Here is a 23,838-nt window from a genome sequence, read left to right on the forward strand (position 1 = left end):
GGGGGTGCGGCGCCCGCCGACCCCGAGGCGTTCGGCGAGGCCCCCGCGCAGCAGCAGTGGGGGACGGCGCCCGCGGCCGGGGACGAGGAGTACGGCTCCGGCCCCGCCCACGCGCCCGGTGCGTGGGGGGCGGAAGGTGCCCGCGGCCCCTCCTTCGAGGGGACGCAGGCGATGCCGGCCGTCGGCCGGGACGATCCGCTGGGCCCGCCCGGGGAGTACGGCGGGCCGGAGCGGTTCGACGGCCCCGATGCCTTCGGCGGCCCCGAGCGGCCCGCTCCCGGCCGTCCGGGCCCAGACGGTCCGGAGCCCGGTCCGTGGAGCGGCGACCAGCAGTGGGGCGACCAGTGGGGGCGGCAGCAGGCCCCCGCGCCCGGCGGCTGGGAGCCGGAGGGTCCGGCCACTCAGCAGTGGGGCGCCGCCCCGGAGCAGGGGTACGCCGACCAGGGCTATGCCGACCAGGGATACGGCGACCGGGGGTACGCCGACCAGGGCTACGACGACCGGTACGACGAGCAGTACGGGGACCGGTACGACGACGGCTACGGCGGCCACGACGGCGGCCCCCAGGGCGGGGACGCCCAGGGGCGGCGCGGCCGGCGGGACCGGGTCGCCGAGGACTTCCCCGGCTTCGAGGACCGGCCGCCCGGCGGCAACGCCGGGGACGACTACCCGGGCTACGACAGCATCGACGACGTGTGGGCCGAGCCGGACACCGGCGCCGCCGCCGCGATGTGGCTCGGCGTCATCGGCCTGATCCCCGTCATCGGCCTGTTCACGTCGGTGGCCGCGGTCATCGTCGGCCCGCGCGCGGTGCGCCGCATCCGCTCCTCGCACGGGGAGTTCGAGGGCGAGGGCCAGGCGCGCACCGGGACGATCCTGGGCTGGGTCGGCCTGGGGCTGTTCGTCGTGGAGGCGATCGCCGCGGCGGCCTACTTCCTGGTCCTGTAGGGCGCGGCCCGGAGGCGGACGGGGCCCGGGTACGGACACGGTCCGGCCTGGGCCCCTCGCATGTCCGGGGCCGGCGGCGGGCAGCGGTTCCGGAAAAGGTTCGCGGCGGCGGTGCCCGCGCGGGGTGCGGTCACGGAGGCCACGAACACCTCCGGAACGGGCGCTACGCACGGTGATCTGCGTCGCATCGGCGCGCTGTGGCGCGGAACGCGCCGCCGCGGCCCGATAATGCGCGCGAGCACTGCCCGGGGGTCGTTACACTGGGAAGCGACCTACGGCTGATATGAGGTCCGAGGAACAGCGGTACCCAGGGGGCCGAACCCGTTTTGACCGGGCACAACCCCTTCGGTACCCTTGCACTTCGTGCCCGTGAGCCAACGGGTCACAGCGCGTGCGCTCGTCGCGCCGCCCTTCGGGGCCGGTCGCGAGTCCGGCGCCGCGTGACACCTCCTCCCATGACATTCGACCGCCAGGTCGGGCGTATTCGGTGTCGGCCGTCCGCGGGACAGAGCCCGACACGCCCGGATGCGGGGGTCGGGGGGAACGGGAAATCCAGCAGGTCGATAGCGACAAGGCTACGAGAACCGGCGTAGGTCACGAGGAAGACGGAGACGCGGTGCCCACCATCCAGCAGCTGGTCCGCAAGGGCCGACAGGACAAGGTCGCAAAGAACAAGACCCCGGCGCTGAAGGGGAGTCCGCAGCGTCGTGGTGTGTGCACGCGTGTTTACACCACTACGCCCAAGAAGCCGAACTCCGCGCTGCGCAAGGTCGCCCGTGTGAAGCTGAGCAGCGGGATCGAGGTCACGGCCTACATCCCCGGCATCGGCCACAACCTGCAGGAGCACTCCATCGTGCTCGTGCGCGGCGGCCGTGTGAAGGACCTGCCGGGTGTCCGCTACCGGATCGTCCGCGGTTCGCTCGACACGCAGGGCGTCCGTAACCGCAAGCAGGCGCGCAGCCGTTACGGCGCTAAGAAGGAGAAGTAAGCATGCCGCGCAAGGGCCCGGCGCCGAAGCGCCAGCTGATCACCGACCCGGTCTACGGATCGCCGCTCGTCACCGCACTGATCAACAAGGTGCTGCTGGACGGCAAGCGCTCCCTCGCCCAGAACATCGTCTACGGGGCGCTCGAGGGCGCGCGCGAGAAGACCGGTCAGGACCCCCTGGTCGTCCTCAAGCGCGGGCTCGACAACGTCAAGCCCTCCCTGGAGGTCCGCAGCCGCCGCGTCGGCGGCGCGACCTACCAGGTCCCGGTCGAGGTCCGCGCCTCCCGGAGCACCACCCTCGCCCTGCGCTGGCTGGTGACCTACTCGCGCCAGCGCCGCGAGAAGACCATGACCGAGCGCCTGATGAACGAGCTGGTCGACGCGAGCAACGGCCTCGGCGCCAGCGTCAAGCGGCGCGAGGACACGCACAAGATGGCGGAGTCCAACAAGGCCTTCGCTCACTACCGCTGGTAACCCCCGCGGGCTACTCGATACCTGAGACCGAGAGAGACGAGCCACATGGCTACCACCGCTCTTGACCTTGCCAAGGTCCGCAACATCGGGATCATGGCTCATATCGACGCGGGCAAGACCACGACGACTGAGCGGATCCTCTTCTACACCGGTGTGACCCACAAGGTGGGCGAGGTCCACGACGGCGCCGCCACGATGGACTGGATGAAGGAGGAGCAGCAGAGGGGCATCACGATCACCTCTGCCGCCACCACCACCCACTGGAACGACTACACCATCAACATCATCGACACGCCCGGCCACGTGGACTTCACGTCCGAGGTCGAGCGGTCGCTGCGTGTTCTGGACGGCGCGGTCGCGGTCTTCGACGCCAAGGAGGGCGTGGAGCCGCAGTCGGAGCAGGTCTGGCGCCAGGCCGACCGGTACGAGGTGCCGCGCATCTGCTTCGTCAACAAGATGGACAAGATCGGCGCGGAGTTCCAGCGCTGCGTGGACATGATCCGCGAGCGCCTGAACGCCAACCCGATGGCGATCCAGCTGCCGATCGGCGCCGAGTCGGACTTCAAGGGCGTCATCGACCTGGTCAAGATGAAGGCCTACATCTGGAGCGACGAGGCCAAGCTCGGCGAGGCCTACGACACCGTCGACATCCCGGCCGAGTACGCCGACGCGGCCCGCGAGGCGCGCGACACCATGATCGAGACGCTGGCCGAGGCCGACGACGAGATCATGGAGCTCTACCTGGAGGGCGGCGAGCCCACCGAGGAGCAGATCGTCCCCGCGATCCGCCGCGCCACCATCGCCGGCACCGCCATCCCGGTCACCTGCGGCTCGGCGTTCAAGAACAAGGGCGTGCAGCCGCTGCTCGACGCGGTGGTCGCCTATCTGCCCGCGCCGGCCGACATCAGCGCGATCCAGGGCCACGACCCCAAGGACGAGTCCGAGGAGCGGTCGCTCTCCCGCAAGCCCAGCCAGGAGGAGCCCTTCTCCGCGCTGGTCTTCAAGATCATGAGCGACCCGCACCTGGGCAAGCTGACCTACATCCGGGTCTACTCGGGCGTCCTGGAGGCCGGGACCCAGGTCCAGAACAGCCTCAAGGGCCGCAAGGAGCGCATCGGCAAGATCTACCGGATGCACTCCAACAAGCGCGAGGAGATCCAGAGCGTCGGCGCCGGCGACATCGTCGCCGTCATGGGGCTCAAGGACACCACCACCGGTGAGACCCTGTGCGACCCGGGCAACCCGATCGTGCTGGAGTCCATGACCTTCCCGGTCCCGGTGATCGAGGTCGCGATCGAGCCCAAGACCAAGAGCGACCAGGAGAAGCTCTCCCTGGCCATCCAGCGGCTCTCCGAAGAGGACCCGACCTTCCAGGTCAAGACCGACGAGGAGACCGGCCAGACCATCGTGTCGGGCATGGGCGAGCTCCAGCTCGAGGTCCAGGTGAACCGCCTTCGGGACGAGTTCAAGGTCGAGGCCAACATCGGCAAGCCGCAGGTGGCCTACCGCGAGACCGTCCGCAAGAAGGTCGAGAAGGTCGAGTACACCCACAAGAAGCAGACGGGCGGCTCGGGCCAGTTCGGCCGCGTCATCATCGACCTGGAGCCGCTCGCGGCCGACGGCGATGGTGACAGCGGCGGTTACGAGTTCGTCAACAACATCACCGGCGGCCGCATCCCGCGGGAGTACATCCCCTCGGTCGACGCGGGCTGCCAGGAGGCCGCCGAGTTCGGCGTCCTCGCCGGGTACCCGATCGTCGGGGTCAAGGTGACCCTGCGGGACGGCCAGTACCACGACGTGGACTCCTCCGAGCTCGCCTTCAAGGTGGCCGGCTCCATGGCGTTCAAGGAGGCCGCCCGCAAGGCGAAGCCGGTCATCCTGGAGCCCGTCATGGCCGTGGAGGTCACGACGCCCGAGGAGTACATGGGCGACGTGGTCGGCGACCTGAACAGCCGCCGCGGTCAGATCCAGTCGATGGAGGAGCGCGGCGGGAGCCGGGTCGTCAAGGCCCAGGTGCCCCTGTCGGAGATGTTCGGCTACGTGGGCGACCTGCGCAGTCGGACGCAGGGCCGGGCCAACTTCACCATGGTCTTCGACTCCTACGCCGAGGTCCCCTCGAGCGTGCAGGAAGAGATCGTGGCCAAGGCCCGCGGTGAATAGCCGCGAACTCGTAACCAGTCAGCCAGCAACCCTGTACGTCTAGGAGAGATCCAGTGGCGAAGGCAAAGTTCGACCGGAGCAAGCCGCACGTCAACATCGGCACCATCGGCCACATTGACCACGGCAAGACCACGCTGACCGCGGCCATCACCAAGGTCCTGCACGACGCGTACCCGGAGCTGAACCCGTTCACGCCCTTCGAGGACATCGACAACGCCCCCGAGGAGCGCGAGCGCGGCATCACCATCTCCGTCGCGCACGTTGAGTACCAGACCCAGGCCCGCCACTACGCGCACGTGGACTGCCCCGGCCACGCCGACTACGTGAAGAACATGATCACGGGTGCGGCGCAGATGGACGGCGCCATCCTGGTCGTCGCCGCCACCGACGGCCCGATGCCGCAGACCAAGGAGCACGTGCTCCTGGCCCGCCAGGTCGGCGTCCCCTACATCGTCGTCGCCCTGAACAAGGCCGACATGGTCGACGACGAGGAGATCTTCGAGCTCGTCGAGATGGAGATCCGGGAGCTGCTCAGCGAGTACGAGTTCCCCGGCGACGACGTCCCGGTCGTCAAGGTCTCCGCGCTCAAGGCCCTCGAGGGCGACGCCGAGTGGGGCAACTCCGTCCTCGAGCTGATGAACGCCGTGGACGAGAACATCCCCGAGCCCGAGCGCGACACCGACAAGCCGTTCCTGATGCCGATCGAGGACGTCTTCTCGATCACCGGCCGCGGGACCGTGGTCACCGGCCGCATCGAGCGCGGTGTCATCAACGTCAACGAGACCGTGGACATCGTCGGCATCAAGGAAGAGAAGCAGACCACCACGGTCACCGGCGTCGAGATGTTCCGCAAGCTGCTCGACCAGGGCCAGGCCGGCGACAACGTCGGTCTGCTGCTGCGCGGCACCAAGCGCGAGGACGTGGAGCGCGGCCAGGTCGTCATCAAGCCGGGCACCACCACCCCGCACACCGAGTTCGAGGGCCAGGTCGTCATCCTGTCCAAGGACGAGGGCGGCCGCCACACCCCGTTCTTCAACAACTACCGGCCCCAGTTCTACTTCCGCACCACCGACGTCACCGGCGTCGTCACGCTGCCGGAGGGCACCGAGATGGTCATGCCGGGCGACAGCACCGGCATGACGGTCCAGCTGATCCAGCCGGTCGCGATGGAGGAGGGCCTGAAGTTCGCCATCCGCGAGGGTGGCCGGACCGTGGGCGCCGGTCGCGTCACCAAGATCCTCAAGTAGGACGACCGTATGCGGCGGTCGGGCCGCCGAACGGCCGCCCGGCCGCCGCACCATGAACGACGTCATCGGGCTCTGTAGCGGTGATGCACCTCAGGGGACAGCCCTGCAGCGGTTTCTCAGGTGAATAGAGCCACACAACGACAGGGCGCCCCCTGACGGGGCCCGGGCCGGCTCGCCGGCTCCGCGCCTCTACGGACACTGAAGCGAAGGACGAAAAGGCCACCATGGCGGGACAGAAGATCCGCATTCGGCTCAAGGCCTATGACCACGAGGTCATCGACAGCTCGGCTCGCAAGATCGTCGAGACCGTGACGCGGACCGGCGCGCAGGTCGCTGGCCCGGTGCCGTTGCCGACGGAGAAGAACGTTTACTGCGTCATCCGCTCCCCGCACAAGTACAAGGACTCGCGGGAGCACTTCGAGATGCGCACGCACAAGCGGCTGATCGACATCATCGACCCGACGCCGAAGACCGTCGACTCGCTCATGCGTCTCGACCTCCCGGCCGGCGTCGACATCGAGATCAAGCTTTAAGGGACGCACAGACATGGCCACCAAGCAGATCAAGGGAGTCCTGGGCGAGAAGCTCGGCATGACCCAGGTCTTCGACGAGCAGGGCAGGATCGTGCCCGTGACCGTCCTGAAGGCCGGCCCGTGCGTCGTGACGCGCGTTCGGACTCCGGAGACCGACGGCTACTCCGCCGTCCAGCTCGGCTACGGCAAGGTCAACCCGCGCAAGGTGAACAAGCCCTTGGGCGACTACCTGCGCAAGCACGACCTGACGCCGCGCCGCCACTACGTCGAGGTCCGCACCACCGACGCCACCGAGTACACCCTCGGCCAGGAGCTGACCGCCTCCGACTTCGAGACCGGCCAGGTCGTCGACGTCACCGGGCGCAGCAAGGGCAAGGGCTTCGCCGGTGTCATGAAGCGCCACGGCTTCCGCGGCCTGAAGGCCTCGCACGGTGCCCACAAGGTGCACCGCGCCCCGGGCGCCATCGGCGGCTGCGCCACGCCCGGCCGCGTGTTCAAGGGCATGCGGATGGCCGGCCGGATGGGCAACAACCGGACGACCGTGCAGAACCTCAAGGTCCAGTCGGTCGACGCGGAGAAGGGCCTCATCCTGGTCAAGGGTGCGGTGCCCGGGCCCAACGGCGGCCTGGTGCTGGTCCGCACGGCCGCGAAGGGGGAGAACTGATTATGGCGACGATCGAGGTCAAGGGCCCCGACGGCGCCGCCGGCCGGAGCGTCGAGCTCCCTGAGGCGATCTTCGACCAGCAGGCGAACATCCCGCTGATGCACCAGGTCGTGAACGCGCAGCTGGCCGCGGCCCGGCAGGGGACCCACGCCACCAAGACCCGCGGCATGGTCCGCGGCGGCGGCAAGAAGCCCTACCGGCAGAAGGGGACCGGCCGCGCCCGCCAGGGCTCGACCCGTGCGCCCCAGTTCACCGGCGGCGGCACGGTGCACGGCCCGCAGCCGCGCGACTACGCCCAGCGGACCCCGAAGAAGATGAAGGCCGCCGCGCTGCGCGGCGCCCTGTCGGACCGGGCCCGCAACGGGCGGGTGCACGTGATCACCGAGTTCGTCTCCGACGAGGTGACCGCCCAGCGCACCCGGACCGCGCTGAAGGCCCTGCGCCAGGTCACCGAGTCCGACAAGGTGCTCGTGGTCCTGGACCGCAACGACGAGACCAACCGCCTCGCGCTGCGCAACCTCGCCGAGGTGCACATCCTCGACGCGGACCAGGTGAACACCTACGACGTCCTCGACGCCGACGACGTGGTCTTCACCGAGCGCGGGTACGAGGAGTTCCTGGCGCACGCTTCGGGTGCCTCGCAGGCCCAGAAGCCGGAGGAGGACGAGAAGTGAGGATCCCCGACCCTCGGGACATCATCATCGAGCCGGTGATCTCCGAGAAGAGCTACGGGCTGCAGGACCAGAACCAGTACACGTTCATCGTGCGCCCGGACGCCAACAAGACGCAGATCAAGATCGCGATCGAGAAGATCTTCGAAGTGAAGGTCACCGGCGTGAACACGATCAACCGTCCCGGCAAGCGCAAGCGCACCCGCTTCGGGTTCGGCAAGCGCCCGGACACCAAGCGCGCGATCGTGCGGGTCGCCGACGGCGACCGGATCGACATCTTCGGGGTCTGATCCGCCGCAGCCGCGGCCGTACACCGCTTCAACCAGCAATACGCAAAGGAATGCGCGAAGAAGATGGGCATTCGTAAGTACAAGCCGACGACGCCGGGTCGTCGCGGCTCCAGCGTGAGCGACTTCGTCGAGATCACGCGCTCGGAGCCGGAGAAGTCCCTGGTGCGTCCGCTCCACTCCAAGGGCGGCCGCAACGGCCACGGCCGTATCACCACGCGCCACCAGGGCGGCGGCCACAAGCGCGCCTACCGTGTCATCGACTTCCGTCGGCACGACAAGGACGGCGTGCCCGCGAAGGTCGCGCACATCGAGTACGACCCGAACCGCACCGCCCGCATCGCCCTGCTGCACTACGTGGACGGCGAGAAGCGCTACATCCTGGCGCCCGCCGGCCTGAAGCAGGGCGACCGGGTCGAGAACGGCCCCGGGTCCGACATCAAGCCCGGCAACTGCCTCCCGCTGCGCAACATCCCCACGGGTACGTTCGTGCACGCGGTCGAGCTCAAGCCGGGCGGCGGCGCCAAGCTGGGCCGCTCCGCCGGTTCGCAGATCCAGCTGCTGGCCAAGGAGGGCGACTACGCCACCCTGCGCATGCCCTCCGGGGAGATGCGCATGGTGGAGGTCACCTGCCGCGCCTCCGTCGGACAGGTCGGCAACGCCGAGCAGTCCAACATCAACTGGGGCAAGGCCGGCCGCATGCGCTGGAAGGGCCGCCGGCCCACCGTGCGCGGTGTGGTGATGAACCCGGTCGACCACCCCCACGGCGGTGGTGAGGGCCGCACCTCCGGCGGCCGCCACCCGGTCAACCCCGCCGGTAAGAAGGAAGGCCGGACCCGCCGGAAGAACAAGGCCAGCGACAAGTACATCGTGCGGCGTCGGCGCAGCGGCAAGAAGAAGCGGTAAGGAGCACGTCTGATGCCACGTAGCCTTAAGAAGGGCCCCTTCGTGGACCACCACCTGGCCAAGAAGGTGGAGGACCAGAACGAGAAGGGCACCAAGAACGTCATCAAGACGTGGTCGCGGCGCTCCATGGTGATCCCGGAGATGATCGGGCACACCATCGCCGTGCACGACGGCCGCAAGCACGTCCCGGTCTTCATCTCCGAGGCGATGATCGGCCACAAGCTCGGCGAGTTCGCTCCCACGCGCACTTTCCGGAGCCACGTCAAGGAAGACCGCCGTAGCCGCCGTTAGCGGTTGCAACGATCGACAAGGACCATGTTCCCCACGGTGAGTGGGGAGGAGATTTCCGTGAGCGAGGAAAAAGCGATGGGAACGAGGGCACAGGCGCGGTTCGTCCGCGTCACGCCCCGCAAGGCCCGCCGTGTGGTGGACCTTATTCGCGGGTTGCCCGCTGACGAGGCACAGGCGGTCCTCCGGTTCGCCCCGCAGTCGGCGAGCGAGCCGGTGGGCAAGGTGCTGGCGAGCGCGATCGCCAACGCCGAGCACAACGACAAGCTGGACCGCGAGAACCTGGTCGTGGGGCGTGCATGGGTGGACGAGGGCCCGACCCTGAAGCGGATCCGTCCGCGGGGCTTCGGACGCGCTTTCCGGGTCACCAAGCGCACGAGCCACATCACCGTGGTCGTGGAGCCCAGTGAGACCAAGGAAAGGACCCGATAGTGGGCCAGAAGATCAACCCGCACGGGTTCCGGCTCGGGGTCACTACTGACTACAAGACCCGCTGGTACGCCGAGAAGCAGTACAAGGACTACGTCAAGGAAGACGTGGCCATCCGCCGCATGCTCAACCGGGGCATGGAGCGGGCCGGCATCAGCAAGGTCGAGATCGAGCGGACCCGCGACCGCGTCCGTGTGGACATCCACACCGCCCGTCCGGGCATCGTCATCGGCCGCCGCGGCGCCGAGGCCGACCGCCTGCGCGGCAACCTGGAGAAGCTGACCGGCAAGCAGGTCCAGCTCAACATCCTCGAGGTGAAGAGCCCGGAGACCGACGCCCAGCTGGTCGCCCAGGGTGTGGCCGAGCAGCTCGCCAGCCGCGTGGCGTTCCGCCGCGCGATGCGCAAGGCGATGCAGAGCGCCTCCAAGAGCGGCGCCAAGGGCATCCGCATCCAGTGCAGCGGCCGTCTCGGCGGCGCCGAGATGTCGCGCTCGGAGTTCTACCGCGAGGGCCGTGTGCCGCTGCACACGCTGCGCGCCGACATCGACTACGGGTTCTTCGAGGCCCGCACCACGTTCGGCCGCATCGGCGTGAAGGTCTGGATCTACAAGGGCGACGCCCCGGCCAGCCGCGCCGAGCGCGAGGCCCAGCAGGCCGCCCAGCGCGCTCCGGGCGGGGGCGGCGGACAGCGCCGCGAGCGTCCGGGCCGCCGCCGCCGCGGCGGACAGGGCGCCGGCCAGGGCCAGCAGGCCGAGGCCAAGTCCAGCGCGCCCGCCGAGGCGAGCGCGGGCGCGGAGAAGTCCGGGAACGAGGGGAGCTGACCGATGCTCATTCCCCGGAAGGTCAAGTACCGCAAGCAGCACCACCCGGACCTGCGCGGCCGCGCCAAGGGTGGGACGACGGTCAACTTCGGTGAGTACGGCATCCAGGCGCTGGACGCCGCCTACGTCACCAACCGGCAGATCGAGGCCGCTCGTATCGCCATGACCCGCCACATCAAGCGCGGCGGCAAGGTGTGGATCAACATCTTCCCGGACCGCCCGCTGACCAAGAAGCCCGCCGAGACCCGCATGGGTTCCGGCAAGGGCTCGCCCGAGTGGTGGGTCGCCCCGGTCAAGCCGGGCCGTGTGATGTTCGAGCTGTCCGGCGTGCCGGAGCCGGTGGCCAAGGAGGCCATGCGTCGGGCCATGCACAAGCTCCCGATGCGGTGCAAGTTCGTGAAGCGGGAGGTGTGGGAGTAATGGCGAAGACCCCGACCGCCCAGGAGCTTCGCGGCCAGTCCCAGGAGGACCTGGTCGGCAAGCTCAAGGAGGCGAAGGAAGAGCTGTTCAACCTGCGCTTCCAGGCTGCCACCGGGCAGCTCGACAACAACGGCCGACTGCGCACCGTCAAGCGCGAGATCGCGCGGATCTACACGGTCCTGCGCGAGCACGAGCTGGGCATCATGCCGCTGGCCGAGTCGGCTGAGAAGACGAAGGAAGCAGCCGAATGAGCGAGATCGACGAGCGGACCGCTCGCAACTACCGCAAGGTGCGCGAGGGCTACGTCGTCAGCGACAAGATGTCGAAGACCGTGGTCGTCGAGGTTGAGGACCGCGTCAAGCACGCGCTGTACGGCAAGGTCATCCGCCGCACCACCAAGTACAAGGCCCACGACGAGAACGAGATCTGCGGCGTCGGCGACCGGGTCCGGATGATGGAGACCCGCCCGCTGTCGGCGACCAAGCGCTGGCGCGTCGTGGAGATCCTGGAGAAGGCTAAGTAAACCCCTGCCTCGGCGGCCGGTTGGTGGAGATCGGCCGCCCAAGGGGTGAGACCACCTAGCAGTGCGGGCAGTGCGCCCGCGCTCACATATCAGGAGCAGACGTGATTCAGCAGGAGTCGCGACTCAAGGTCGCCGACAACACGGGGGCCAAGGAGATCTTGACCATCCGTGTCCTCGGTGGCTCGGGTCGGCGCTACGCGGGCATCGGCGACACCATCGTGGCGACGGTGAAGGACGCCCTTCCCGGCGCAGGCGTGAAGAAGGGCGATGTCGTCAAGGCTGTCATCGTGCGCACCGTCAAGGAGCGCCGCCGGCCCGACGGCTCCTACATCCGCTTCGATGAGAACGCCGCCGTGCTCATCAAGGACGGTGGGGACCCGCGGGGCACCCGCATCTTCGGTCCGGTCGGACGCGAGCTGCGGGACAACAAGTTCATGCGCATCATCTCGCTAGCGCCGGAGGTGCTCTAGGCGATGAAGATCAAGAAGGACGACGAGGTCATCGTCATCGCCGGCAAGGACAAGGGTGCCACCGGGAAGGTCATCAAGGCCCTTCCCAAGGAGCAGCGTGTCGTCGTCGAGGGCGTCAACCTCATCAAGAAGCACAGGAAGGCGAACCCGGCGAGCGGCCAGCAGGGCGAGGTCGTCACGCAGGAGGCGCCGATCCACGTGAGCAACGTCGCCCTCGCCGAGGACGGCAAGGCCACCCGGGTCGGCTACCGCTTCACCGATGACGGCAAGAAGGTTCGCGTCTCGCGCCGTACCGGTAAGGACATCTGATGACGGTCACCAACGACACCGAGGCTCCGGCGATGCCTCGCCTCAAGGAGAAGTACCGCTCCGAGATCATGCCGGGGCTGCGCGAGGAGTTCGGGATCGCCAACGTCATGCAGATCCCCGGCCTGACCAAGGTCGTGGTGAACATGGGTGTGGGCGAGGCCGCGCGCGACGCCAAGCTGATCCAGGGCGCCGTCGCCGACCTGTCGGCGATCACCGGCCAGAAGCCCAAGATCAGCCGGGCCAAGAAGTCCATCGCGCAGTTCAAGCTGCGCGAGGGCCAGCCGATCGGCGCCAGCGTGACGCTGCGCGGCGACCGCATGTGGGAGTTCCTGGACCGCCTGGTCTCCCTCGCGCTGCCGCGCATCCGGGACTTCCGCGGGCTCAACCCGAACCAGTTCGACGGCAAGGGCAACTACACCTTCGGCCTCACCGAGCAGGTCATGTTCCACGAGGTCGACCCGGACAAGGTCGACCGCCAGCGGGGCATGGACATCACGGTCGTGACCAGTGCGACCACGGACGACCAGGGGCGCAGCCTGCTCAAGCGTCTCGGGTTCCCCTTCAAGGAAGCCTGAGGGAGGCGACCATGGCAAAGAAGGCGCTGATCGCCAAGGCGAACAGGAAGCAGAAGTTCGCCGTCCGCGCGTATACTCGTTGCTCGCGGTGCGGACGTCCGCGCGCCGTCTTCCGCAAGTTCGGCCTGTGCCGCATCTGCTTCCGCGAGATGGCGCACAAGGGCGAGCTGCCGGGTATCGCCAAGTCGAGCTGGTAGCGGCCACCGGACCGGGTGCGACCCGGCCGGCCGGAGCGGATCGCGGAGCCGCCGCGCCGCCCCCCTGAACACACGGGCGCGGGCGGGCGCGGCGACCACCACGTGACAACGATGGAGAGAATCAGGGCACTGCCACCGGTGCGTCCGGTGGGGTGCCCGTGACCACGCCGTAGGTCCTAGAGGGATCCCGGAGACGGGGAACGGGCGGGAAGGGACCCGCCCGTCCTTGGGGAAACCGCGGTGAGGAAGGGCCAGTCGGCCATGACGATGACCGACCCGATCGCAGACATGCTCACGCGTCTGCGCAATGCGAATTCGGCGCACCACGACACCGTGTCGATGCCGTATTCCAAGATCAAGGCGCACATCGCCGAGATCCTCCAGCAGGAGGGCTACGTCCAGGGCTGGCGCGTCGAAGAGGCGCAGGTCGGCAAGTCCCTGGAGGTGGAGCTGAAGTACGGCCCCACCCGGGAGCGCTCGATCGCCGGCATCCGGCGCGTGTCCAAGCCGGGCCTGCGCGTCTACGCCAAGAAGGACAACCTTCCGCGCGTCCTGGGCGGCCTCGGCACCGCCATCATCTCGACGTCCGGTGGCCTGATGACCGACAAGCAGGCCAAGAAGAACGGCGTGGGCGGCGAAGTCCTCGCCTACGTCTGGTAGAGGGAGAGATTTCAGCATGTCGCGTATCGGTCGACTGCCGATCTCGGTCCCCAAGGGCGTCGAAGTCACGATTGACGGGCAAGACGTCACTGTCAAGGGGCCGAAGGGCACTCTGCACCACACCGTTACCGACCCGATCACGGTCGAGCTGGGCGAGGGCGTCATCACCCTGGCCCGCCCCGACGACCACCCGGAGAACCGGTCGCTGCACGGTCTGAACCGCGCGCTGCTGGCCAATCTGGTCGAGGGCGTCTCCCAGGGCTACAGCAAGACCCTGGAGATCCACGGGGTCGGCTACCGCGTCCAGGCCAAGGGCTCCAACCTGGAGTTCTCCCTGGGCTACAGCCACCCGGTCGTGATCGAGCCGCCGGAGGGCATCACCTTCCGGGTGGAGAAGCCGACCCTGCTGCACGTCGAGGGCATCGACAAGCAGCTGGTGGGCCAGGTCGCCGCCAACATCCGCGGTCTGCGCCGTCCCGACCCGTACAAGAAGAAGGGCGTGCGGTACAAGGGCGAGCAGATCCGCTCGAAGGCCGGAAAGGCTGGTAAGTAAGCATGGCGAAGAGCACGACCGCGGTCCGCAAGGGCACGGCCGCGCGCACTGCTTCGCGTGCGCGGCGGCACCTGCGGGTCCGCAAGAAGATCACCGGCACCCCGGCGCGGCCGCGCCTGGTCGTCACCCGCTCCTCCAAGCACATGGTCGCCCAGATCGTGGACGACACCCGGGGGCACACCCTGGTCGCCGCCTCCACCATCGAGGCCGGGCTGCGCGCCCAGGAGGGCACGAAGTCCGAGAAGTCGCAGAAGGTCGGCGAGCTGCTCGCGCAGCGCGCCAAGGACGCCGGCATCTCCGCCGTCGTCTTCGACCGCGGCGGCAACCGCTACCACGGCCGCATCGCCGCCCTCGCCGAGGGTGCGCGGTCCGGCGGGCTGGAGTTCTGATCCGATGAACCCGGTCCACAGCAAGAACACCGACGGGAAGAGGAACCACTGATGGCTGCAGCTCCGCGGCGCGGCGCCGGTGGCGAGCGGCGTGACCGCCGCGACGATCGCCGCGGCGGCGCCGCAGACAAGGGTGTCTCCTACATCGAGAAGGTCGTGACCATCAACCGGGTCGCCAAGGTCGTCAAGGGCGGCCGGCGGTTCAGCTTCACCGCGCTGGTCGTCGTCGGCGACGGCAACGGCATGGTGGGCGTGGGTTACGGCAAGGCCAAGGAAGTTCCGGCCGCCATCGCCAAGGGCGTGGAGGAGGCGAAGAAGAACTTCTTCCGCGTCCCCCGCATCCAGGGCACGATCACCCACCAGGTCCAGGGCGAGGACGCGGCCGGCATCGTGCTGCTGCGCCCGGCCGCCCCGGGTACCGGTGTGATCGCCGGCGGTCCGGTCCGCGCGGTGCTGGAGTGCGCCGGCGTGCACGACGTGCTCAGCAAGTCGCTCGGCTCCTCCAACGCGCTCAACATCGTCAAGGCGACCGTGGCCGCGCTGAAGGGCCTGGGCCGTCCCGAGGAGATCGCGGCGCGCCGCGGCCTGCCGATCGAGGACGTCGCCCCGGCCGCCATGCTGCGCGCCCGTGCGGAAGCGAAGGCGGGTGCCTGACCATGGCGAAGCTGAAGATCACCCAGGTGCGGTCGAAGATCGGCGGCACGAAGAAGCAGCACGAGAACCTGCGCTCCCTCGGCCTCGGTAAGATCGGCCGCTCGGTCGTCCGTCCGGACGGTCCGCAGGTCCGCGGGCAGGTCGGCGTCGTGGCGCACCTCGTGACGGTCGAGGAGGTCAGCGAATGAGCGACAACGCCCCCGGCGAGCTGCTCAAGCTCCACCACCTGCGCCCGGCCCCGGGCAGCAACAAGTCCAAGATCCGCAAGGGTCGCGGCGAGGCCTCCAAGGGCAAGACCGCCGGCCGCGGGACCAAGGGCACCAAGGCCCGCTCCACGGTCCCCGTCGGCTTCGAGGGCGGCCAGATGCCCCTGATCCGGCGGCTGCCGAAGCTCAAGGGCTTCAGCAACGCCAAGTTCCGCACCCAGTACCAGGTCGTGAACCTGGACCGGATCGCGGAGCTGTTCCCCGAGGGGGGCGAGGTCACCGTCGAGGCCCTGGCCGCCAAGGGCGCGGTTCGCAAGAACCAGCCCGTGAAGGTCCTGGGCACCGGTGAGATCTCGGTGGCCGTCCAGGTGAGCGCGAACGCGTTCTCCGGCTCGGCCAAGGAGAAGATCGCCGCCGCCGGTGGTTCCACCACCGAGCTGTAGGCGTCGATCGGATCCGCCGGAAGCCATGCGGGGGCGTCGGCCGGCCAGTCCCACCCACGGGTGGGCGCCGGGCGGCGCCCCCGCGTGCTACCCGGGCCGGACGGCCCAGACGGTCCCCCTTACCAGGACGATCCGTGTCCGGACCCGAAGGGCTGTTACAGTGCCTTACTGCCTGACGCCTAACTGCTTGACCGATGACTCCAGGGTTCCGGGGCCGCCCCCGGTGCCGCCGCTCTACGACGATTCAGGATCGGCCGCGATGTCTCGAACCGGTTCCGCCGCCGAAGCCGCGCAGGAGGAGACGTGCTAGGTGCGTTCGTCCGTGCGTTCCGCACGCCCGACCTGCGTAACAAGCTGCTGTTCACCATTTTCATCCTGACCATCTTCCGGCTGGGCTCGGTCATCCCGGCGCCGGGGATCGATTCCGCGGCGATCAGAGAGCAGCTGGAGTCGGTGCAGGCCGCCGACGAGTCGGGGATCTACTCGCTGATCAACCTGTTCAGCGGCGGGGCCCTGCTGCAGCTGGCGGTCTTCGCGCTGGGCATCATGCCCTACATCACCGCGAGCATCATCATCAACCTGCTCACGGTGGTGATCCCGCGCCTGGAGGCCCTGAAGAAGGAGGGCCAGGCCGGGCAGGCGAAGATCACCCAGTACACCCGGTACCTCACCCTCGCGCTGGCCGTCCTGCAGTCGACCAGCTTCATCGCGATGGCGCGCAGCGGGCAGCTGTTCCAGGGCCGCATCCCGGTGCACACCTACATGCCCAACGACGACCTGCTGACCCTGATCACCATGGTCTTCACCATGACCGCGGGCACCGCGGTGATCATGTGGTTCGGTGAGCTGATCACCGAGCGGGGCGTGGGCAACGGCATGTCCCTGCTGATCTTCACCCAGGTCATCGCGATGTTCCCGTCCTCCATCGGGACCATCTGGCAGGAGCAGGACACCTGGGTGTTCGTGCTCATCTGCGTGGCGGGCCTGGTCCTGATCGCCGGCGTGGTCTTCATCGAGCAGGCCCAGCGCCGCATCCCCGTGCACTACGCCAAGCGCATGGTGGGCCGCCGCATGTTCGGCGGCAGCTCCACCTACATCCCGCTGAAGGTGAACCAGGCCGGCATCATCCCGGTCATCTTCGCCTCCTCGCTGCTGTACCTCCCGCAGCTGGCCATCGGCCTGTTCGGGCAGGACTCCGACAACCCCGTTGTGAACTTTCTCAACGAGTACTTCGTGACCGGCACGCACCCGGTCTACATGGCGACCTTCTTCGTCATGATCGTGGGCTTCGCGTTCTTCTACGTGGCCATCACGTTCAACCCCGCCGAGGTCGCCGACAACATGAAGAAGTACGGTGGGTTCATCCCGGGTATCCGGCCCGGGCGTCCGACCGCGGAGTACCTGGAGTACGTGCTCAACCGGCTGACGACCCCCGGATCGCTGTACCTCGGGTTCATCGCTCTGCTGCCGATGGTGGCGATGGGCGCCTCCGGGGCGACCCAGAACTTCCCGTTCGGCGGCACGAGCATCCTGATCATGGTCGGTGTCGGGCTGGACACGGTGAAGCAGATCGAGTCTCACCTCCAGCAGCGGAACTACGAAGGTTTCTTGCGATAGTGCGTGCCGTACTTGTCGGGCCGCCGGGTGCCGGAAAAGGCACCCAGGCCCAGATCCTGGCGTCAGAGTTGTCCATCCCCAAGGTGTCCACGGGCGACATCTTCCGGGCCAACGTGAGCGGCGGTACCGAGCTCGGCCGGACGGCCAAGAGCTACATGGACCGCGGTGACCTCGTCCCCGACGAGGTCACCAACGAGATGGTGCGGGGTCGGCTCGCCGAGGAGGACGCCCGGGAGGGGTTCCTGCTCGACGGCTTCCCGCGCAACGTGCCCCAGGCCGAGACGCTGGACTCCATGCTCAAGGACATGGGGACCGCGCTGGACGCGGTGCTGGAGCTCAAGGTGGACGAGGAGGAGGTCGTCAAGCGCCTCTCCGGCCGCCGCTCCTGCCGCCAGTGCGGCCGCGTCTACCACGTCGACTACGACCCGCCCAAGGCGGCCGGGGTGTGCGACGCCTGCGGCGGTGAGCTCTACCAGCGCGACGACGACCGCGAAGAGGTCATCCGCCACCGGCTGGAGGTCTACCGGGAGCAGACCGAGCCGCTGGTGGCCTACTACCGGGACAAGGGCGTGCTGGTGGCCATCGGCGCCACCGGCGCCGTGGAGGACGTCACGGCCCGCGCGATCGCCGCGCTGAGGTCGGGCGCCTGATGTTCCGCAAGCCCAAGCCGGACATCCAGATCAAGACGCCGGAGCAGATCCGCAGCATGCGGGAGGCCGGCAAGGTCGTGGCGCGCGCCCTGGACGCGGTGCGCGCCGCGGCCGCCCCCGGGCTGAGCACGCTCGACCTGGACGCCGTCGCCGAAGAGGTGATCCGCGGGGCGGGCGCCGTCCCGTCGTTCAAGGGCTACCGGCCCATCCCGAGCGAGCCGGGCTTCCCCGGCTCGATCTGCGCCTCGGTCAACGAGGAGGTCGTGCACGGCATCCCGCGGGCCTCCAAGGTGCTCGCCGAGGGCGACGTCGTCTCGGTGGACTGCGGGGCGATCCTCGACGGGTGGCACGGCGACTCGGCCGTGACCATCCCGGTGGGCGCGGTCTCGGCCGAGGACACCGCGATGATGGACGTGTGCCGCGAGGCCATGTGGCGCGGGATCGCCGAGCTGCGGCCCGGGCGGCGCCTGGGCGACATCGGACACGCCATCGACTCCTACATCGGCTCCCAGGGCTCCTACGGCAATGTCCAGGAGTACGGCGGGCACGGCATCGGCACCGAGATGCACATGGAGCCGCACGTGCTCAACCACGGCAAGCCGGGCAAGGGCCTGCGCCTGGAGGAGGGCATGTGCCTGGCCATCGAGCCGATGGCGACCCGGGGCACCCGGCACGTGGCGGTGCTGGAGGACGAGTGGACGGTGGTCACCCGCGACGGCGGCCGCGCGGCCCACTTCGAGCACACGGTCGCGGTGACCGCCGAGGGCCCGATGGTGCTGACCGCCCGTGAGGACGACCGGGCGGAGTTGGAGAAGAGGGCGTTCCCCGACCCGGGATGGTGACCCCGGCAGCGCAGTAGGATCGGTCCCATCCGGCGATACCGCGAGGGCGGGAGCCAGTGAGGGAGGGCCACGTGTCCGAGGACGCCCCGGAGACCGGACCGGGGGACCCCGAACGGGACCGCGCGGCCCGGCTCCTGCAGGACCACTTCGCCCAGGGGCGGCTGGGCGGCGGCGAGTTCAGCTCCCGCCTGGAGCGCGTCTACAAGGCCGCGAGCCTGCGGGACCTGGAGGCGGCCGTGGCCGACCTGCCCTCCTCGCCCGCACCGCCGGAGCCCGCCGACCGGCCCGCGCCCCCGGTCCCCGGGGGGCCGGGAATGCTGCGCGACCCCGCGCTGCTGATCCCCTGGGGGCTGTGGCTCGGCGTCAACACGCTGTGCTTCACCATCTGGCTGATCCTCTTCCTCACCGGCCAGGGCGACGGCTATCCGTGGTTCCTCTGGGTCCTCGGCCCATGGGGTATCGTGATGGTGTTCATCACACTCGGACTCGCCGCGGTCCACCGCGGCGGCGGTGGCGCGGCCCGCGGCTGACGCGGCGGACGCCCCGCTCGCGGAGCGCGTTAGACTGGTTGGGCCCACACTCGGGCCGTTGGGTCAGCGTGCCTTACTTCCGCATCCGCTGGTTTCCGCGCGTATGCTGTCGCGGTTGACCTGATCGTCAATGTCCGAATCAGCAGTGTGCCCGGCGCCCGCATGCGGGCGCCCGGCCGCCAGCCCCTGCCGTCGGCGGGGGAGATTCACGAAGCGTGGAGGATATGGCTAAGAAAGACGGCGCCATCGAGATCGAGGGCTCCGTTATCGAGTCCCTGCCCAACGCAATGTTCCGAGTGGAGCTCGACAACGGGCACAAGGTGCTTGCCCACATCAGCGGCAAGATGCGGATGCACTACATCCGCATTCTCCCCGACGACCGCGTCGTCGTGGAGCTGAGCCCGTACGACCTCACCCGCGGGCGCATCGTTTACCGCTACAAGTAAGGCCGCCCCGCACGGCCGCCCGGCGCGCGCCGGGCGGGCGGGACGGCTCGAGTTCGGAGACACCATGAAGGTCAAGCCGAGCGTCAAGAAGATCTGCGCGAAGTGCCGAGTGATCCGCCGCCACGGCCGGATCATGGTCATCTGCTCGGACCCGCGCCACAAGCAGCGCCAGGGCTAGTCCCCGGCGCCCGCCTCTTCTCGACGGCGACGAACACGAAGGACCTGCCTCGGTCCCCGCGGTGTGCGGGGACAACCCCCGGTCGGAGGCCGGGGCGCTCGTCAGGGCGGCGAGCGGAAATGGGGCGGGTGAGACCTCCGCGAACACGAAGGAGTACGCCCTTATGGCACGCCTCGCAGGCGTCGACCTCCCCCGCGACAAGCGGGTGGAGATCGCCCTCACCTACGTTTTCGGGATCGGCCGGACCCGTGCCGCCGAGATCCTGAAGAGCACCGGTGTCAACCCCGACACCCGCGTCCACGAGCTCTCCGAGGACGAGCTGGTCAAGATCCGCGACTGGGTCGACGCCAACTACCAGGTCGAAGGCGACCTGCGGCGCGAGGTCCAGGCCGACATCCGCCGCAAGATGGAGATCGGCTGCTACCAGGGCATCCGGCACCGCCGCGGCCTGCCGGTGCACGGTCAGCGCACGCAGACCAACGCCCGGACCCGCAAGGGCAAGAAGAAGACCGTGGCCGGCAAGAAGAAGCCGAAGAAGTAGTCCGTCCGGACCTCGACCACAGGGTCCGGCACTCCGACGGACCGACGATCTTGGGAGTAATCAGGTATGCCGCCTAAGGGCCGCCAGCAGGGCGCCGCGCGCAAGGTGCGCCGCAAGGAAAAGAAGAACATCGTCCACGGGCATGCTCACATCAAGAGCACGTTCAACAACACCATCGTGAGCATCACCGACCCGACGGGCGCGGTGATCTCGTGGGCGAGCTCCGGGCAGGTCGGCTTCAAGGGGTCGCGCAAGTCCACCCCGTTCGCCGCCCAGATGGCCGCCGAGGCCGCCGCCCGCCGTGCCCAGGAGCACGGGGTGCGCAAGGTGGACGTCTTCGTCAAGGGTCCCGGCTCCGGCCGCGAGACCGCCATCCGCTCGCTCCAGGCCACCGGCCTGGAGGTGGGCTCCATCCAGGACGTCACGCCGGTTCCGCACAACGGCTGCCGTCCGCCCAAGCGCCGCCGGGTCTGACCCCGGCGCGCGCCGCCGCGCGCCCGGCCGGATCCGGCCGGGGGGAATGCGGGTAGGTAGTTGTCAGGTCCCGTGTCCGCGGGGCCGTCCAGTGGCCGTCATATAGCGGGCGGCCGTGGGAAAGGAACACCGGAATGCTCATCGCCCAGCGTCCGACGCTCTCGGAGGAGAGCCTGTCGGAGCTCCGCTCCAAGTTCGTCATCGAGCCCCTGGAGCCGGGCTTCGGCTACACCATCGGCAACTCGCTCCGCCGGACCCTGCTGTCCTCGATCCCCGGTGCCGCTGTCACCAGCATCCGCATCGAGGGCGTCGAGCACGAGTTCACCACCGTGCCCGGCGTCAAGGAGGACGTCACCGAGATCATCCTGAACCTCAAGGGGCTGGTCGTCTCCTCCGAGCACGACGAGCCGGTTCTGATGTACCTGCGCAAGCAGGGGCCCGGTGTGGTGACCGCCGCGGACATCGCGCCGCCGGCGGGGGTCGAGGTGCACAACCCCGACCTGCACATCGCCACGCTGAACAGCAAGGGCAAGCTGGAGATGGAGCTGACGGTCGAGCGCGGCCGCGGGTACGTCTCGGCGACCCAGAACAAGCAGCCCGGCCAGGAGATCGGCCGTATCCCGATCGACTCCATCTACTCGCCGGTGCTGCGGGTCACCTACAAGGTCGAGGCCACCCGCGTCGAGCAGCGCACCGACTTCGACCGGCTCATCCTGGACGTCGAGACCAAGCCGAGCATCCGGCCCCGCGACGCCGTGGCCAGCGCCGGCAAGACGCTGGTGGAGCTGTTCGGGCTGGCGCGCGAGCTCAACGTCGACGCCGAGGGCATCGACATGGGCCCCTCGCCCACGGACGCCGCCCTGGCCGCGGACCTGGCGCTGCCGATCGAGGACCTCAACCTCACGGTGCGTTCCTACAACTGCCTCAAGCGCGAGGGCATCCACACGGTGGGCGAGCTCGTCGCCCGCTCCGAGCAGGACCTCTTGGACATAAGGAACTTCGGTGCCAAGTCCATCGAAGAGGTCAAGCAGAAGCTCGTGGACATGGGCCTCTCGCTGAAGGACTCCCCGCCCGGGTTCGACCCGAGCAGCGCGGCCGACTCCTACGGTTCCGACGACGACGACCAGTCCTACGTCGAGACCGAGCAGTACTAGAAGACGTCGCCCCGAGGACCGCGGCCGTTCCACGGCCGCGGCCCGCACCACTAGGAGAAGTACACGATGCCCACGCCGACGAAGGGGCCTCGCCTGGGTTCCGGCCCGGCCCATGAGCGGCTCATGCTGGCGAACCTGGCGACCTCGCTGTTCCAGCACGGCCGCATCAAGACCACCGAGGCCAAGGCCAAGCGCCTGCGCCCCTACGCGGAGAAGCTCATCACCCTGGGCAAGCGCGGCGACCTGCACGCGCGCCGCCAGGTGCTGCGCACCATCCGCGACAAGGCGGTCGTGCACGAGCTGTTCACCGAGATCGGCCCGCGCTACGAGAACCGCGAGGGCGGCTACACCCGCATCACCAAGATCGGGCCGCGCAAGGGCGACAACGCCCCCATGGCCGTGATCGAGCTGGTGGAGGCCCTCAACCGCCCGGCCGCCAAGAAGGCCAAGGCCGAGGAGCCGAAGGCCGAGGAGGCCGCTCCCGCCGAGGACAAGGCGGAGGAGAAGGCCGAGGAGGCCCCCGAGGCCCCCGAGGCCGAGGCGGAGACCGCCGAGGACAAGAAGGACGGGGAGTAAGGGGACGCCCCTTGCCCGCCCGACCGCCGGTGCCCGGCCCCCTCAGGGGGCCGGGCACCGTTGTTTCACCCCCTTGGCGTTGATCTCGGGAGAACGGCCCCTAAAACTGCGCTTGTAGCGTCGTTTCGCCCGAGATCAACGACGGGAGAGAACCAGGACACAGAAGGGCCGACGATGATCCGCCTCCGCCTCGACCTCGCCTACGACGGTTCGGGCTTCTCCGGCTGGGCCGAGCAGCCCGACCGGCGCACCGTGCAGGGGGTGCTGCAGGAGGCACTGGCCCGTGTGCTGCGGATGCCCCCGGAGCGGGCCCAGCTGACCGTGGCGGGCCGCACCGACGCGGGCGTGCACGCCGGGGGACAGGTGGCCCACCTGGACGTGCCGGAGGAGGTCTGGGAGGCCGAGGGCGAGCGGGTGCTGCGCCGCCTGGCCGGGGTGCTCCCGCCGGACGTGCGGGTGCGCTCGGTGGCCCCGGCGCCGGAGGGGTTCGACGCCCGCTTCTCCGCGCTGTACCGGCGCTACGCCTACCGGGTGAGCGACGCGCCGTGGGGCGTGGAGCCGCTGTGGCGGCACCACGTGCTCTGGCACAAGCGGCCGCTGGACGTCGACCGGATGAACCTGGCCGCCGCGCAGCTGACCGGTGAGCACGACTTCGCCGCCTACTGCCGCAAGCGGGAGGGGGCGACGACGGTCCGCGAGCTGCTGCGCATGGAGTGGGTGCGCGAGGAGGAGCACCTGCTCGCCGGAACCGTGCAGGCGGACGCCTTCTGCCACAACATGGTGCGGGCGCTGGTCGGGGCGCTGCTGGCGGTGGGGGACGGGCGCCGGGGCACCGGCTGGCCGGCCGAGGTGCTCCGGGCGGGCGTGCGCGACTCGGCCGTCCACGTGGTGGCCCCGCACGGGCTGAGCCTGGAGGAGGTCGCCTACCCCGACCCGGAGCTGCTTGCGGCCCGCGCGCGGGCCACCAGGCGGGTGCGCACCCTGGAACGCTGATCCCCCTGGCGATGATCTCGACA

General features: G+C 69.2%; 37 protein-coding genes. All 37 read left to right on the forward strand.

Annotated elements, in window-relative coordinates; genetic code table 11:
- Positions 1-948: DUF4190 domain-containing protein (locus tag O4J56_RS26225; protein WP_270689478.1), on the forward strand; the 948-nt coding region annotated here is incomplete at its 5' end.
- A gap of 616 nt (positions 949-1,564) precedes the next feature.
- Positions 1,565-1,936, forward strand: coding sequence for a 30S ribosomal protein S12 (rpsL, locus tag O4J56_RS26230; protein WP_017538026.1), 372 nt, complete (start codon positions 1,565-1,567; stop codon positions 1,934-1,936).
- A gap of 2 nt (positions 1,937-1,938) precedes the next feature.
- Positions 1,939-2,409 carry a 30S ribosomal protein S7 gene (gene rpsG / locus O4J56_RS26235; RefSeq protein WP_017623236.1) on the forward strand — a complete coding sequence of 157 codons (471 nt, stop codon included), beginning with the start codon at positions 1,939-1,941 and terminating at the stop codon, positions 2,407-2,409.
- Between the two features lie 45 nt (positions 2,410-2,454).
- Entirely contained in the window at positions 2,455-4,569 is a 2,115-nt protein-coding gene (fusA, locus tag O4J56_RS26240) for an elongation factor G (RefSeq protein WP_270689480.1), read from the forward strand.
- 53 nt (positions 4,570-4,622) lie between these two features.
- Positions 4,623-5,816 (forward strand): elongation factor Tu, encoded by a 1,194-nt coding sequence (tuf, locus tag O4J56_RS26245; RefSeq protein ID WP_270689481.1) that lies wholly within the window; start codon positions 4,623-4,625, stop codon positions 5,814-5,816.
- Positions 5,817-6,040: 224 nt separating this feature from the next.
- Complete coding sequence (rpsJ, locus tag O4J56_RS26250) at positions 6,041-6,349, forward strand: 30S ribosomal protein S10 (protein WP_013156110.1); 309 nt, start codon at positions 6,041-6,043, stop codon at positions 6,347-6,349.
- 13 nt (positions 6,350-6,362) lie between these two features.
- Positions 6,363-7,013: a 50S ribosomal protein L3 gene (gene rplC / locus O4J56_RS26255; protein WP_270689482.1), complete on the forward strand. Its 651-nt coding sequence runs from the start codon at positions 6,363-6,365 to the stop codon at positions 7,011-7,013.
- A gap of 2 nt (positions 7,014-7,015) precedes the next feature.
- On the forward strand, positions 7,016-7,687 hold the full coding sequence (rplD, locus tag O4J56_RS26260) for a 50S ribosomal protein L4 (protein ID WP_270689484.1): 672 nt from the start codon (positions 7,016-7,018) through the stop codon (positions 7,685-7,687).
- A complete protein-coding gene (gene rplW, locus O4J56_RS26265; protein ID WP_270689486.1) occupies positions 7,684-7,974 on the forward strand; it encodes a 50S ribosomal protein L23 in 291 nt (96 codons plus the stop codon). Before rplD ends, rplW begins: the two co-directional genes overlap by 4 nt.
- 63 nt (positions 7,975-8,037) lie before the next feature.
- Entirely contained in the window at positions 8,038-8,877 is an 840-nt protein-coding gene (rplB, locus tag O4J56_RS26270; protein ID WP_270689488.1) for a 50S ribosomal protein L2, read from the forward strand.
- Positions 8,878-8,889: 12 nt separating this feature from the next.
- Positions 8,890-9,168, forward strand: a complete 279-nt coding sequence (gene rpsS, locus O4J56_RS26275) for a 30S ribosomal protein S19 (protein WP_026123314.1) — start codon at positions 8,890-8,892, stop codon at positions 9,166-9,168.
- Positions 9,169-9,243: 75 nt separating this feature from the next.
- The gene (gene rplV, locus O4J56_RS26280; protein ID WP_026123315.1) at positions 9,244-9,597 is read left to right on the forward strand and encodes a 50S ribosomal protein L22; all 354 of its coding nucleotides are present in this window, start codon (positions 9,244-9,246) and stop codon (positions 9,595-9,597) included.
- Entirely contained in the window at positions 9,597-10,415 is an 819-nt protein-coding gene (gene rpsC / locus O4J56_RS26285) for a 30S ribosomal protein S3 (RefSeq protein WP_270689490.1), read from the forward strand. Before rplV ends, rpsC begins: the two co-directional genes overlap by 1 nt.
- Before the next feature lie 3 nt (positions 10,416-10,418).
- Positions 10,419-10,835, forward strand: coding sequence for a 50S ribosomal protein L16 (rplP, locus tag O4J56_RS26290; protein ID WP_270689492.1), 417 nt, complete (start codon positions 10,419-10,421; stop codon positions 10,833-10,835).
- Complete coding sequence (gene rpmC, locus O4J56_RS26295) at positions 10,835-11,086, forward strand: 50S ribosomal protein L29 (protein WP_270689493.1); 252 nt, start codon at positions 10,835-10,837, stop codon at positions 11,084-11,086. Before rplP ends, rpmC begins: the two co-directional genes overlap by 1 nt.
- The gene (gene rpsQ / locus O4J56_RS26300; protein WP_017538013.1) at positions 11,083-11,358 is read left to right on the forward strand and encodes a 30S ribosomal protein S17; all 276 of its coding nucleotides are present in this window, start codon (positions 11,083-11,085) and stop codon (positions 11,356-11,358) included. Before rpmC ends, rpsQ begins: the two co-directional genes overlap by 4 nt.
- Before the next feature lie 101 nt (positions 11,359-11,459).
- Positions 11,460-11,828: a 50S ribosomal protein L14 gene (gene rplN / locus O4J56_RS26305; protein ID WP_017538012.1), complete on the forward strand. Its 369-nt coding sequence runs from the start codon at positions 11,460-11,462 to the stop codon at positions 11,826-11,828.
- A gap of 3 nt (positions 11,829-11,831) precedes the next feature.
- Positions 11,832-12,137 (forward strand): 50S ribosomal protein L24, encoded by a 306-nt coding sequence (gene rplX / locus O4J56_RS26310; protein ID WP_270689495.1) that lies wholly within the window; start codon positions 11,832-11,834, stop codon positions 12,135-12,137.
- Positions 12,137-12,712 carry a 50S ribosomal protein L5 gene (rplE, locus tag O4J56_RS26315; RefSeq protein ID WP_017623250.1) on the forward strand — a complete coding sequence of 192 codons (576 nt, stop codon included), beginning with the start codon at positions 12,137-12,139 and terminating at the stop codon, positions 12,710-12,712. The genes rplX and rplE overlap by 1 nt, the downstream gene beginning before the upstream one ends.
- An 11-nt stretch (positions 12,713-12,723) precedes the next feature.
- Positions 12,724-12,909: a type Z 30S ribosomal protein S14 gene (locus O4J56_RS26320; RefSeq protein WP_270680795.1), complete on the forward strand. Its 186-nt coding sequence runs from the start codon at positions 12,724-12,726 to the stop codon at positions 12,907-12,909.
- Positions 12,910-13,170: 261 nt separating this feature from the next.
- A complete protein-coding gene (gene rpsH, locus O4J56_RS26325; RefSeq protein WP_270689514.1) occupies positions 13,171-13,569 on the forward strand; it encodes a 30S ribosomal protein S8 in 399 nt (132 codons plus the stop codon).
- A 16-nt stretch (positions 13,570-13,585) separates the two neighbouring features.
- Positions 13,586-14,122: a 50S ribosomal protein L6 gene (gene rplF, locus O4J56_RS26330; protein WP_270689497.1), complete on the forward strand. Its 537-nt coding sequence runs from the start codon at positions 13,586-13,588 to the stop codon at positions 14,120-14,122.
- A gap of 2 nt (positions 14,123-14,124) precedes the next feature.
- Complete coding sequence (gene rplR / locus O4J56_RS26335; protein WP_270689498.1) at positions 14,125-14,511, forward strand: 50S ribosomal protein L18; 387 nt, start codon at positions 14,125-14,127, stop codon at positions 14,509-14,511.
- Positions 14,512-14,562: 51 nt separating this feature from the next.
- Positions 14,563-15,165 carry a 30S ribosomal protein S5 gene (rpsE, locus tag O4J56_RS26340; RefSeq protein WP_017623255.1) on the forward strand — a complete coding sequence of 201 codons (603 nt, stop codon included), beginning with the start codon at positions 14,563-14,565 and terminating at the stop codon, positions 15,163-15,165.
- A gap of 2 nt (positions 15,166-15,167) precedes the next feature.
- Complete coding sequence (gene rpmD, locus O4J56_RS26345; RefSeq protein WP_270689499.1) at positions 15,168-15,353, forward strand: 50S ribosomal protein L30; 186 nt, start codon at positions 15,168-15,170, stop codon at positions 15,351-15,353.
- Positions 15,350-15,814, forward strand: a complete 465-nt coding sequence (gene rplO / locus O4J56_RS26350) for a 50S ribosomal protein L15 (protein ID WP_270689501.1) — start codon at positions 15,350-15,352, stop codon at positions 15,812-15,814. The genes rpmD and rplO overlap by 4 nt, the downstream gene beginning before the upstream one ends.
- Before the next feature lie 303 nt (positions 15,815-16,117).
- Positions 16,118-17,431: a preprotein translocase subunit SecY gene (gene secY / locus O4J56_RS26355; protein WP_270689502.1), complete on the forward strand. Its 1,314-nt coding sequence runs from the start codon at positions 16,118-16,120 to the stop codon at positions 17,429-17,431.
- Entirely contained in the window at positions 17,431-18,081 is a 651-nt protein-coding gene (locus tag O4J56_RS26360) for an adenylate kinase (protein WP_270689503.1), read from the forward strand. The genes secY and O4J56_RS26360 overlap by 1 nt, the downstream gene beginning before the upstream one ends.
- Positions 18,081-18,923 carry a type I methionyl aminopeptidase gene (gene map / locus O4J56_RS26365; protein WP_270689505.1) on the forward strand — a complete coding sequence of 281 codons (843 nt, stop codon included), beginning with the start codon at positions 18,081-18,083 and terminating at the stop codon, positions 18,921-18,923. Before O4J56_RS26360 ends, map begins: the two co-directional genes overlap by 1 nt.
- A 71-nt stretch (positions 18,924-18,994) precedes the next feature.
- Positions 18,995-19,453: a DUF1707 SHOCT-like domain-containing protein gene (locus O4J56_RS26370; RefSeq protein WP_270689506.1), complete on the forward strand. Its 459-nt coding sequence runs from the start codon at positions 18,995-18,997 to the stop codon at positions 19,451-19,453.
- Between the two features lie 224 nt (positions 19,454-19,677).
- Complete coding sequence (infA, locus tag O4J56_RS26375) at positions 19,678-19,899, forward strand: translation initiation factor IF-1 (RefSeq protein WP_017593374.1); 222 nt, start codon at positions 19,678-19,680, stop codon at positions 19,897-19,899.
- 64 nt (positions 19,900-19,963) lie between these two features.
- The gene (gene rpmJ / locus O4J56_RS26380; protein WP_017537997.1) at positions 19,964-20,077 is read left to right on the forward strand and encodes a 50S ribosomal protein L36; all 114 of its coding nucleotides are present in this window, start codon (positions 19,964-19,966) and stop codon (positions 20,075-20,077) included.
- 163 nt (positions 20,078-20,240) lie between these two features.
- Positions 20,241-20,618 (forward strand): 30S ribosomal protein S13, encoded by a 378-nt coding sequence (rpsM, locus tag O4J56_RS26385; RefSeq protein WP_270689508.1) that lies wholly within the window; start codon positions 20,241-20,243, stop codon positions 20,616-20,618.
- Positions 20,619-20,684: 66 nt separating this feature from the next.
- Positions 20,685-21,092 (forward strand): 30S ribosomal protein S11, encoded by a 408-nt coding sequence (gene rpsK, locus O4J56_RS26390; RefSeq protein ID WP_017621562.1) that lies wholly within the window; start codon positions 20,685-20,687, stop codon positions 21,090-21,092.
- 134 nt (positions 21,093-21,226) lie between these two features.
- Positions 21,227-22,246 carry a DNA-directed RNA polymerase subunit alpha gene (locus O4J56_RS26395; protein WP_270689510.1) on the forward strand — a complete coding sequence of 340 codons (1,020 nt, stop codon included), beginning with the start codon at positions 21,227-21,229 and terminating at the stop codon, positions 22,244-22,246.
- A 66-nt stretch (positions 22,247-22,312) separates the two neighbouring features.
- Positions 22,313-22,822 carry a 50S ribosomal protein L17 gene (gene rplQ / locus O4J56_RS26400; protein ID WP_270689511.1) on the forward strand — a complete coding sequence of 170 codons (510 nt, stop codon included), beginning with the start codon at positions 22,313-22,315 and terminating at the stop codon, positions 22,820-22,822.
- Positions 22,823-22,996: 174 nt separating this feature from the next.
- Positions 22,997-23,815 (forward strand): tRNA pseudouridine(38-40) synthase TruA, encoded by an 819-nt coding sequence (gene truA / locus O4J56_RS26405; protein ID WP_270689512.1) that lies wholly within the window; start codon positions 22,997-22,999, stop codon positions 23,813-23,815.
- Positions 23,816-23,838: the final 23 nt, after the last annotated feature.

The organism is Nocardiopsis endophytica (assembly GCF_027706725.1).
Taxonomy (GTDB): domain Bacteria; phylum Actinomycetota; class Actinomycetes; order Streptosporangiales; family Streptosporangiaceae; genus Nocardiopsis_A; species Nocardiopsis_A endophytica.

What these genes read in the sequence shown, in the direction of transcription:
- rpsG (WP_017623236.1), top strand. Translation starts at nt 1,939, where the DNA reads ATGCCGCGCAAGGGCCCGGCGCCGAAGCGCCAGCTGATCACCGACCCG.
- fusA (WP_270689480.1), top strand. Translation starts at nt 2,455, where the DNA reads ATGGCTACCACCGCTCTTGACCTTGCCAAGGTCCGCAACATCGGGATC.
- rpsJ (WP_013156110.1), top strand. Translation starts at nt 6,041, where the DNA reads ATGGCGGGACAGAAGATCCGCATTCGGCTCAAGGCCTATGACCACGAG.
- rplC (WP_270689482.1), top strand. Translation starts at nt 6,363, where the DNA reads ATGGCCACCAAGCAGATCAAGGGAGTCCTGGGCGAGAAGCTCGGCATG.
- rplD (WP_270689484.1), top strand. Translation starts at nt 7,016, where the DNA reads ATGGCGACGATCGAGGTCAAGGGCCCCGACGGCGCCGCCGGCCGGAGC.
- rplB (WP_270689488.1), top strand. Translation starts at nt 8,038, where the DNA reads ATGGGCATTCGTAAGTACAAGCCGACGACGCCGGGTCGTCGCGGCTCC.
- rpsS (WP_026123314.1), top strand. Translation starts at nt 8,890, where the DNA reads ATGCCACGTAGCCTTAAGAAGGGCCCCTTCGTGGACCACCACCTGGCC.
- rplV (WP_026123315.1), top strand. Translation starts at nt 9,244, where the DNA reads ATGGGAACGAGGGCACAGGCGCGGTTCGTCCGCGTCACGCCCCGCAAG.
- rplP (WP_270689492.1), top strand. Translation starts at nt 10,419, where the DNA reads ATGCTCATTCCCCGGAAGGTCAAGTACCGCAAGCAGCACCACCCGGAC.
- rpmC (WP_270689493.1), top strand. Translation starts at nt 10,835, where the DNA reads ATGGCGAAGACCCCGACCGCCCAGGAGCTTCGCGGCCAGTCCCAGGAG.
- rpsQ (WP_017538013.1), top strand. Translation starts at nt 11,083, where the DNA reads ATGAGCGAGATCGACGAGCGGACCGCTCGCAACTACCGCAAGGTGCGC.
- rplX (WP_270689495.1), top strand. Translation starts at nt 11,832, where the DNA reads ATGAAGATCAAGAAGGACGACGAGGTCATCGTCATCGCCGGCAAGGAC.
- rplE (WP_017623250.1), top strand. Translation starts at nt 12,137, where the DNA reads ATGACGGTCACCAACGACACCGAGGCTCCGGCGATGCCTCGCCTCAAG.
- O4J56_RS26320 (WP_270680795.1), top strand. Translation starts at nt 12,724, where the DNA reads ATGGCAAAGAAGGCGCTGATCGCCAAGGCGAACAGGAAGCAGAAGTTC.
- rpsH (WP_270689514.1), top strand. Translation starts at nt 13,171, where the DNA reads ATGACGATGACCGACCCGATCGCAGACATGCTCACGCGTCTGCGCAAT.
- rplF (WP_270689497.1), top strand. Translation starts at nt 13,586, where the DNA reads ATGTCGCGTATCGGTCGACTGCCGATCTCGGTCCCCAAGGGCGTCGAA.
- rplR (WP_270689498.1), top strand. Translation starts at nt 14,125, where the DNA reads ATGGCGAAGAGCACGACCGCGGTCCGCAAGGGCACGGCCGCGCGCACT.
- rpsE (WP_017623255.1), top strand. Translation starts at nt 14,563, where the DNA reads ATGGCTGCAGCTCCGCGGCGCGGCGCCGGTGGCGAGCGGCGTGACCGC.
- rpmD (WP_270689499.1), top strand. Translation starts at nt 15,168, where the DNA reads ATGGCGAAGCTGAAGATCACCCAGGTGCGGTCGAAGATCGGCGGCACG.
- rplO (WP_270689501.1), top strand. Translation starts at nt 15,350, where the DNA reads ATGAGCGACAACGCCCCCGGCGAGCTGCTCAAGCTCCACCACCTGCGC.
- map (WP_270689505.1), top strand. Translation starts at nt 18,081, where the DNA reads ATGTTCCGCAAGCCCAAGCCGGACATCCAGATCAAGACGCCGGAGCAG.
- infA (WP_017593374.1), top strand. Translation starts at nt 19,678, where the DNA reads ATGGCTAAGAAAGACGGCGCCATCGAGATCGAGGGCTCCGTTATCGAG.
- rpmJ (WP_017537997.1), top strand. Translation starts at nt 19,964, where the DNA reads ATGAAGGTCAAGCCGAGCGTCAAGAAGATCTGCGCGAAGTGCCGAGTG.
- rpsM (WP_270689508.1), top strand. Translation starts at nt 20,241, where the DNA reads ATGGCACGCCTCGCAGGCGTCGACCTCCCCCGCGACAAGCGGGTGGAG.
- rpsK (WP_017621562.1), top strand. Translation starts at nt 20,685, where the DNA reads ATGCCGCCTAAGGGCCGCCAGCAGGGCGCCGCGCGCAAGGTGCGCCGC.
- O4J56_RS26395 (WP_270689510.1), top strand. Translation starts at nt 21,227, where the DNA reads ATGCTCATCGCCCAGCGTCCGACGCTCTCGGAGGAGAGCCTGTCGGAG.
- rplQ (WP_270689511.1), top strand. Translation starts at nt 22,313, where the DNA reads ATGCCCACGCCGACGAAGGGGCCTCGCCTGGGTTCCGGCCCGGCCCAT.
- truA (WP_270689512.1), top strand. Translation starts at nt 22,997, where the DNA reads ATGATCCGCCTCCGCCTCGACCTCGCCTACGACGGTTCGGGCTTCTCC.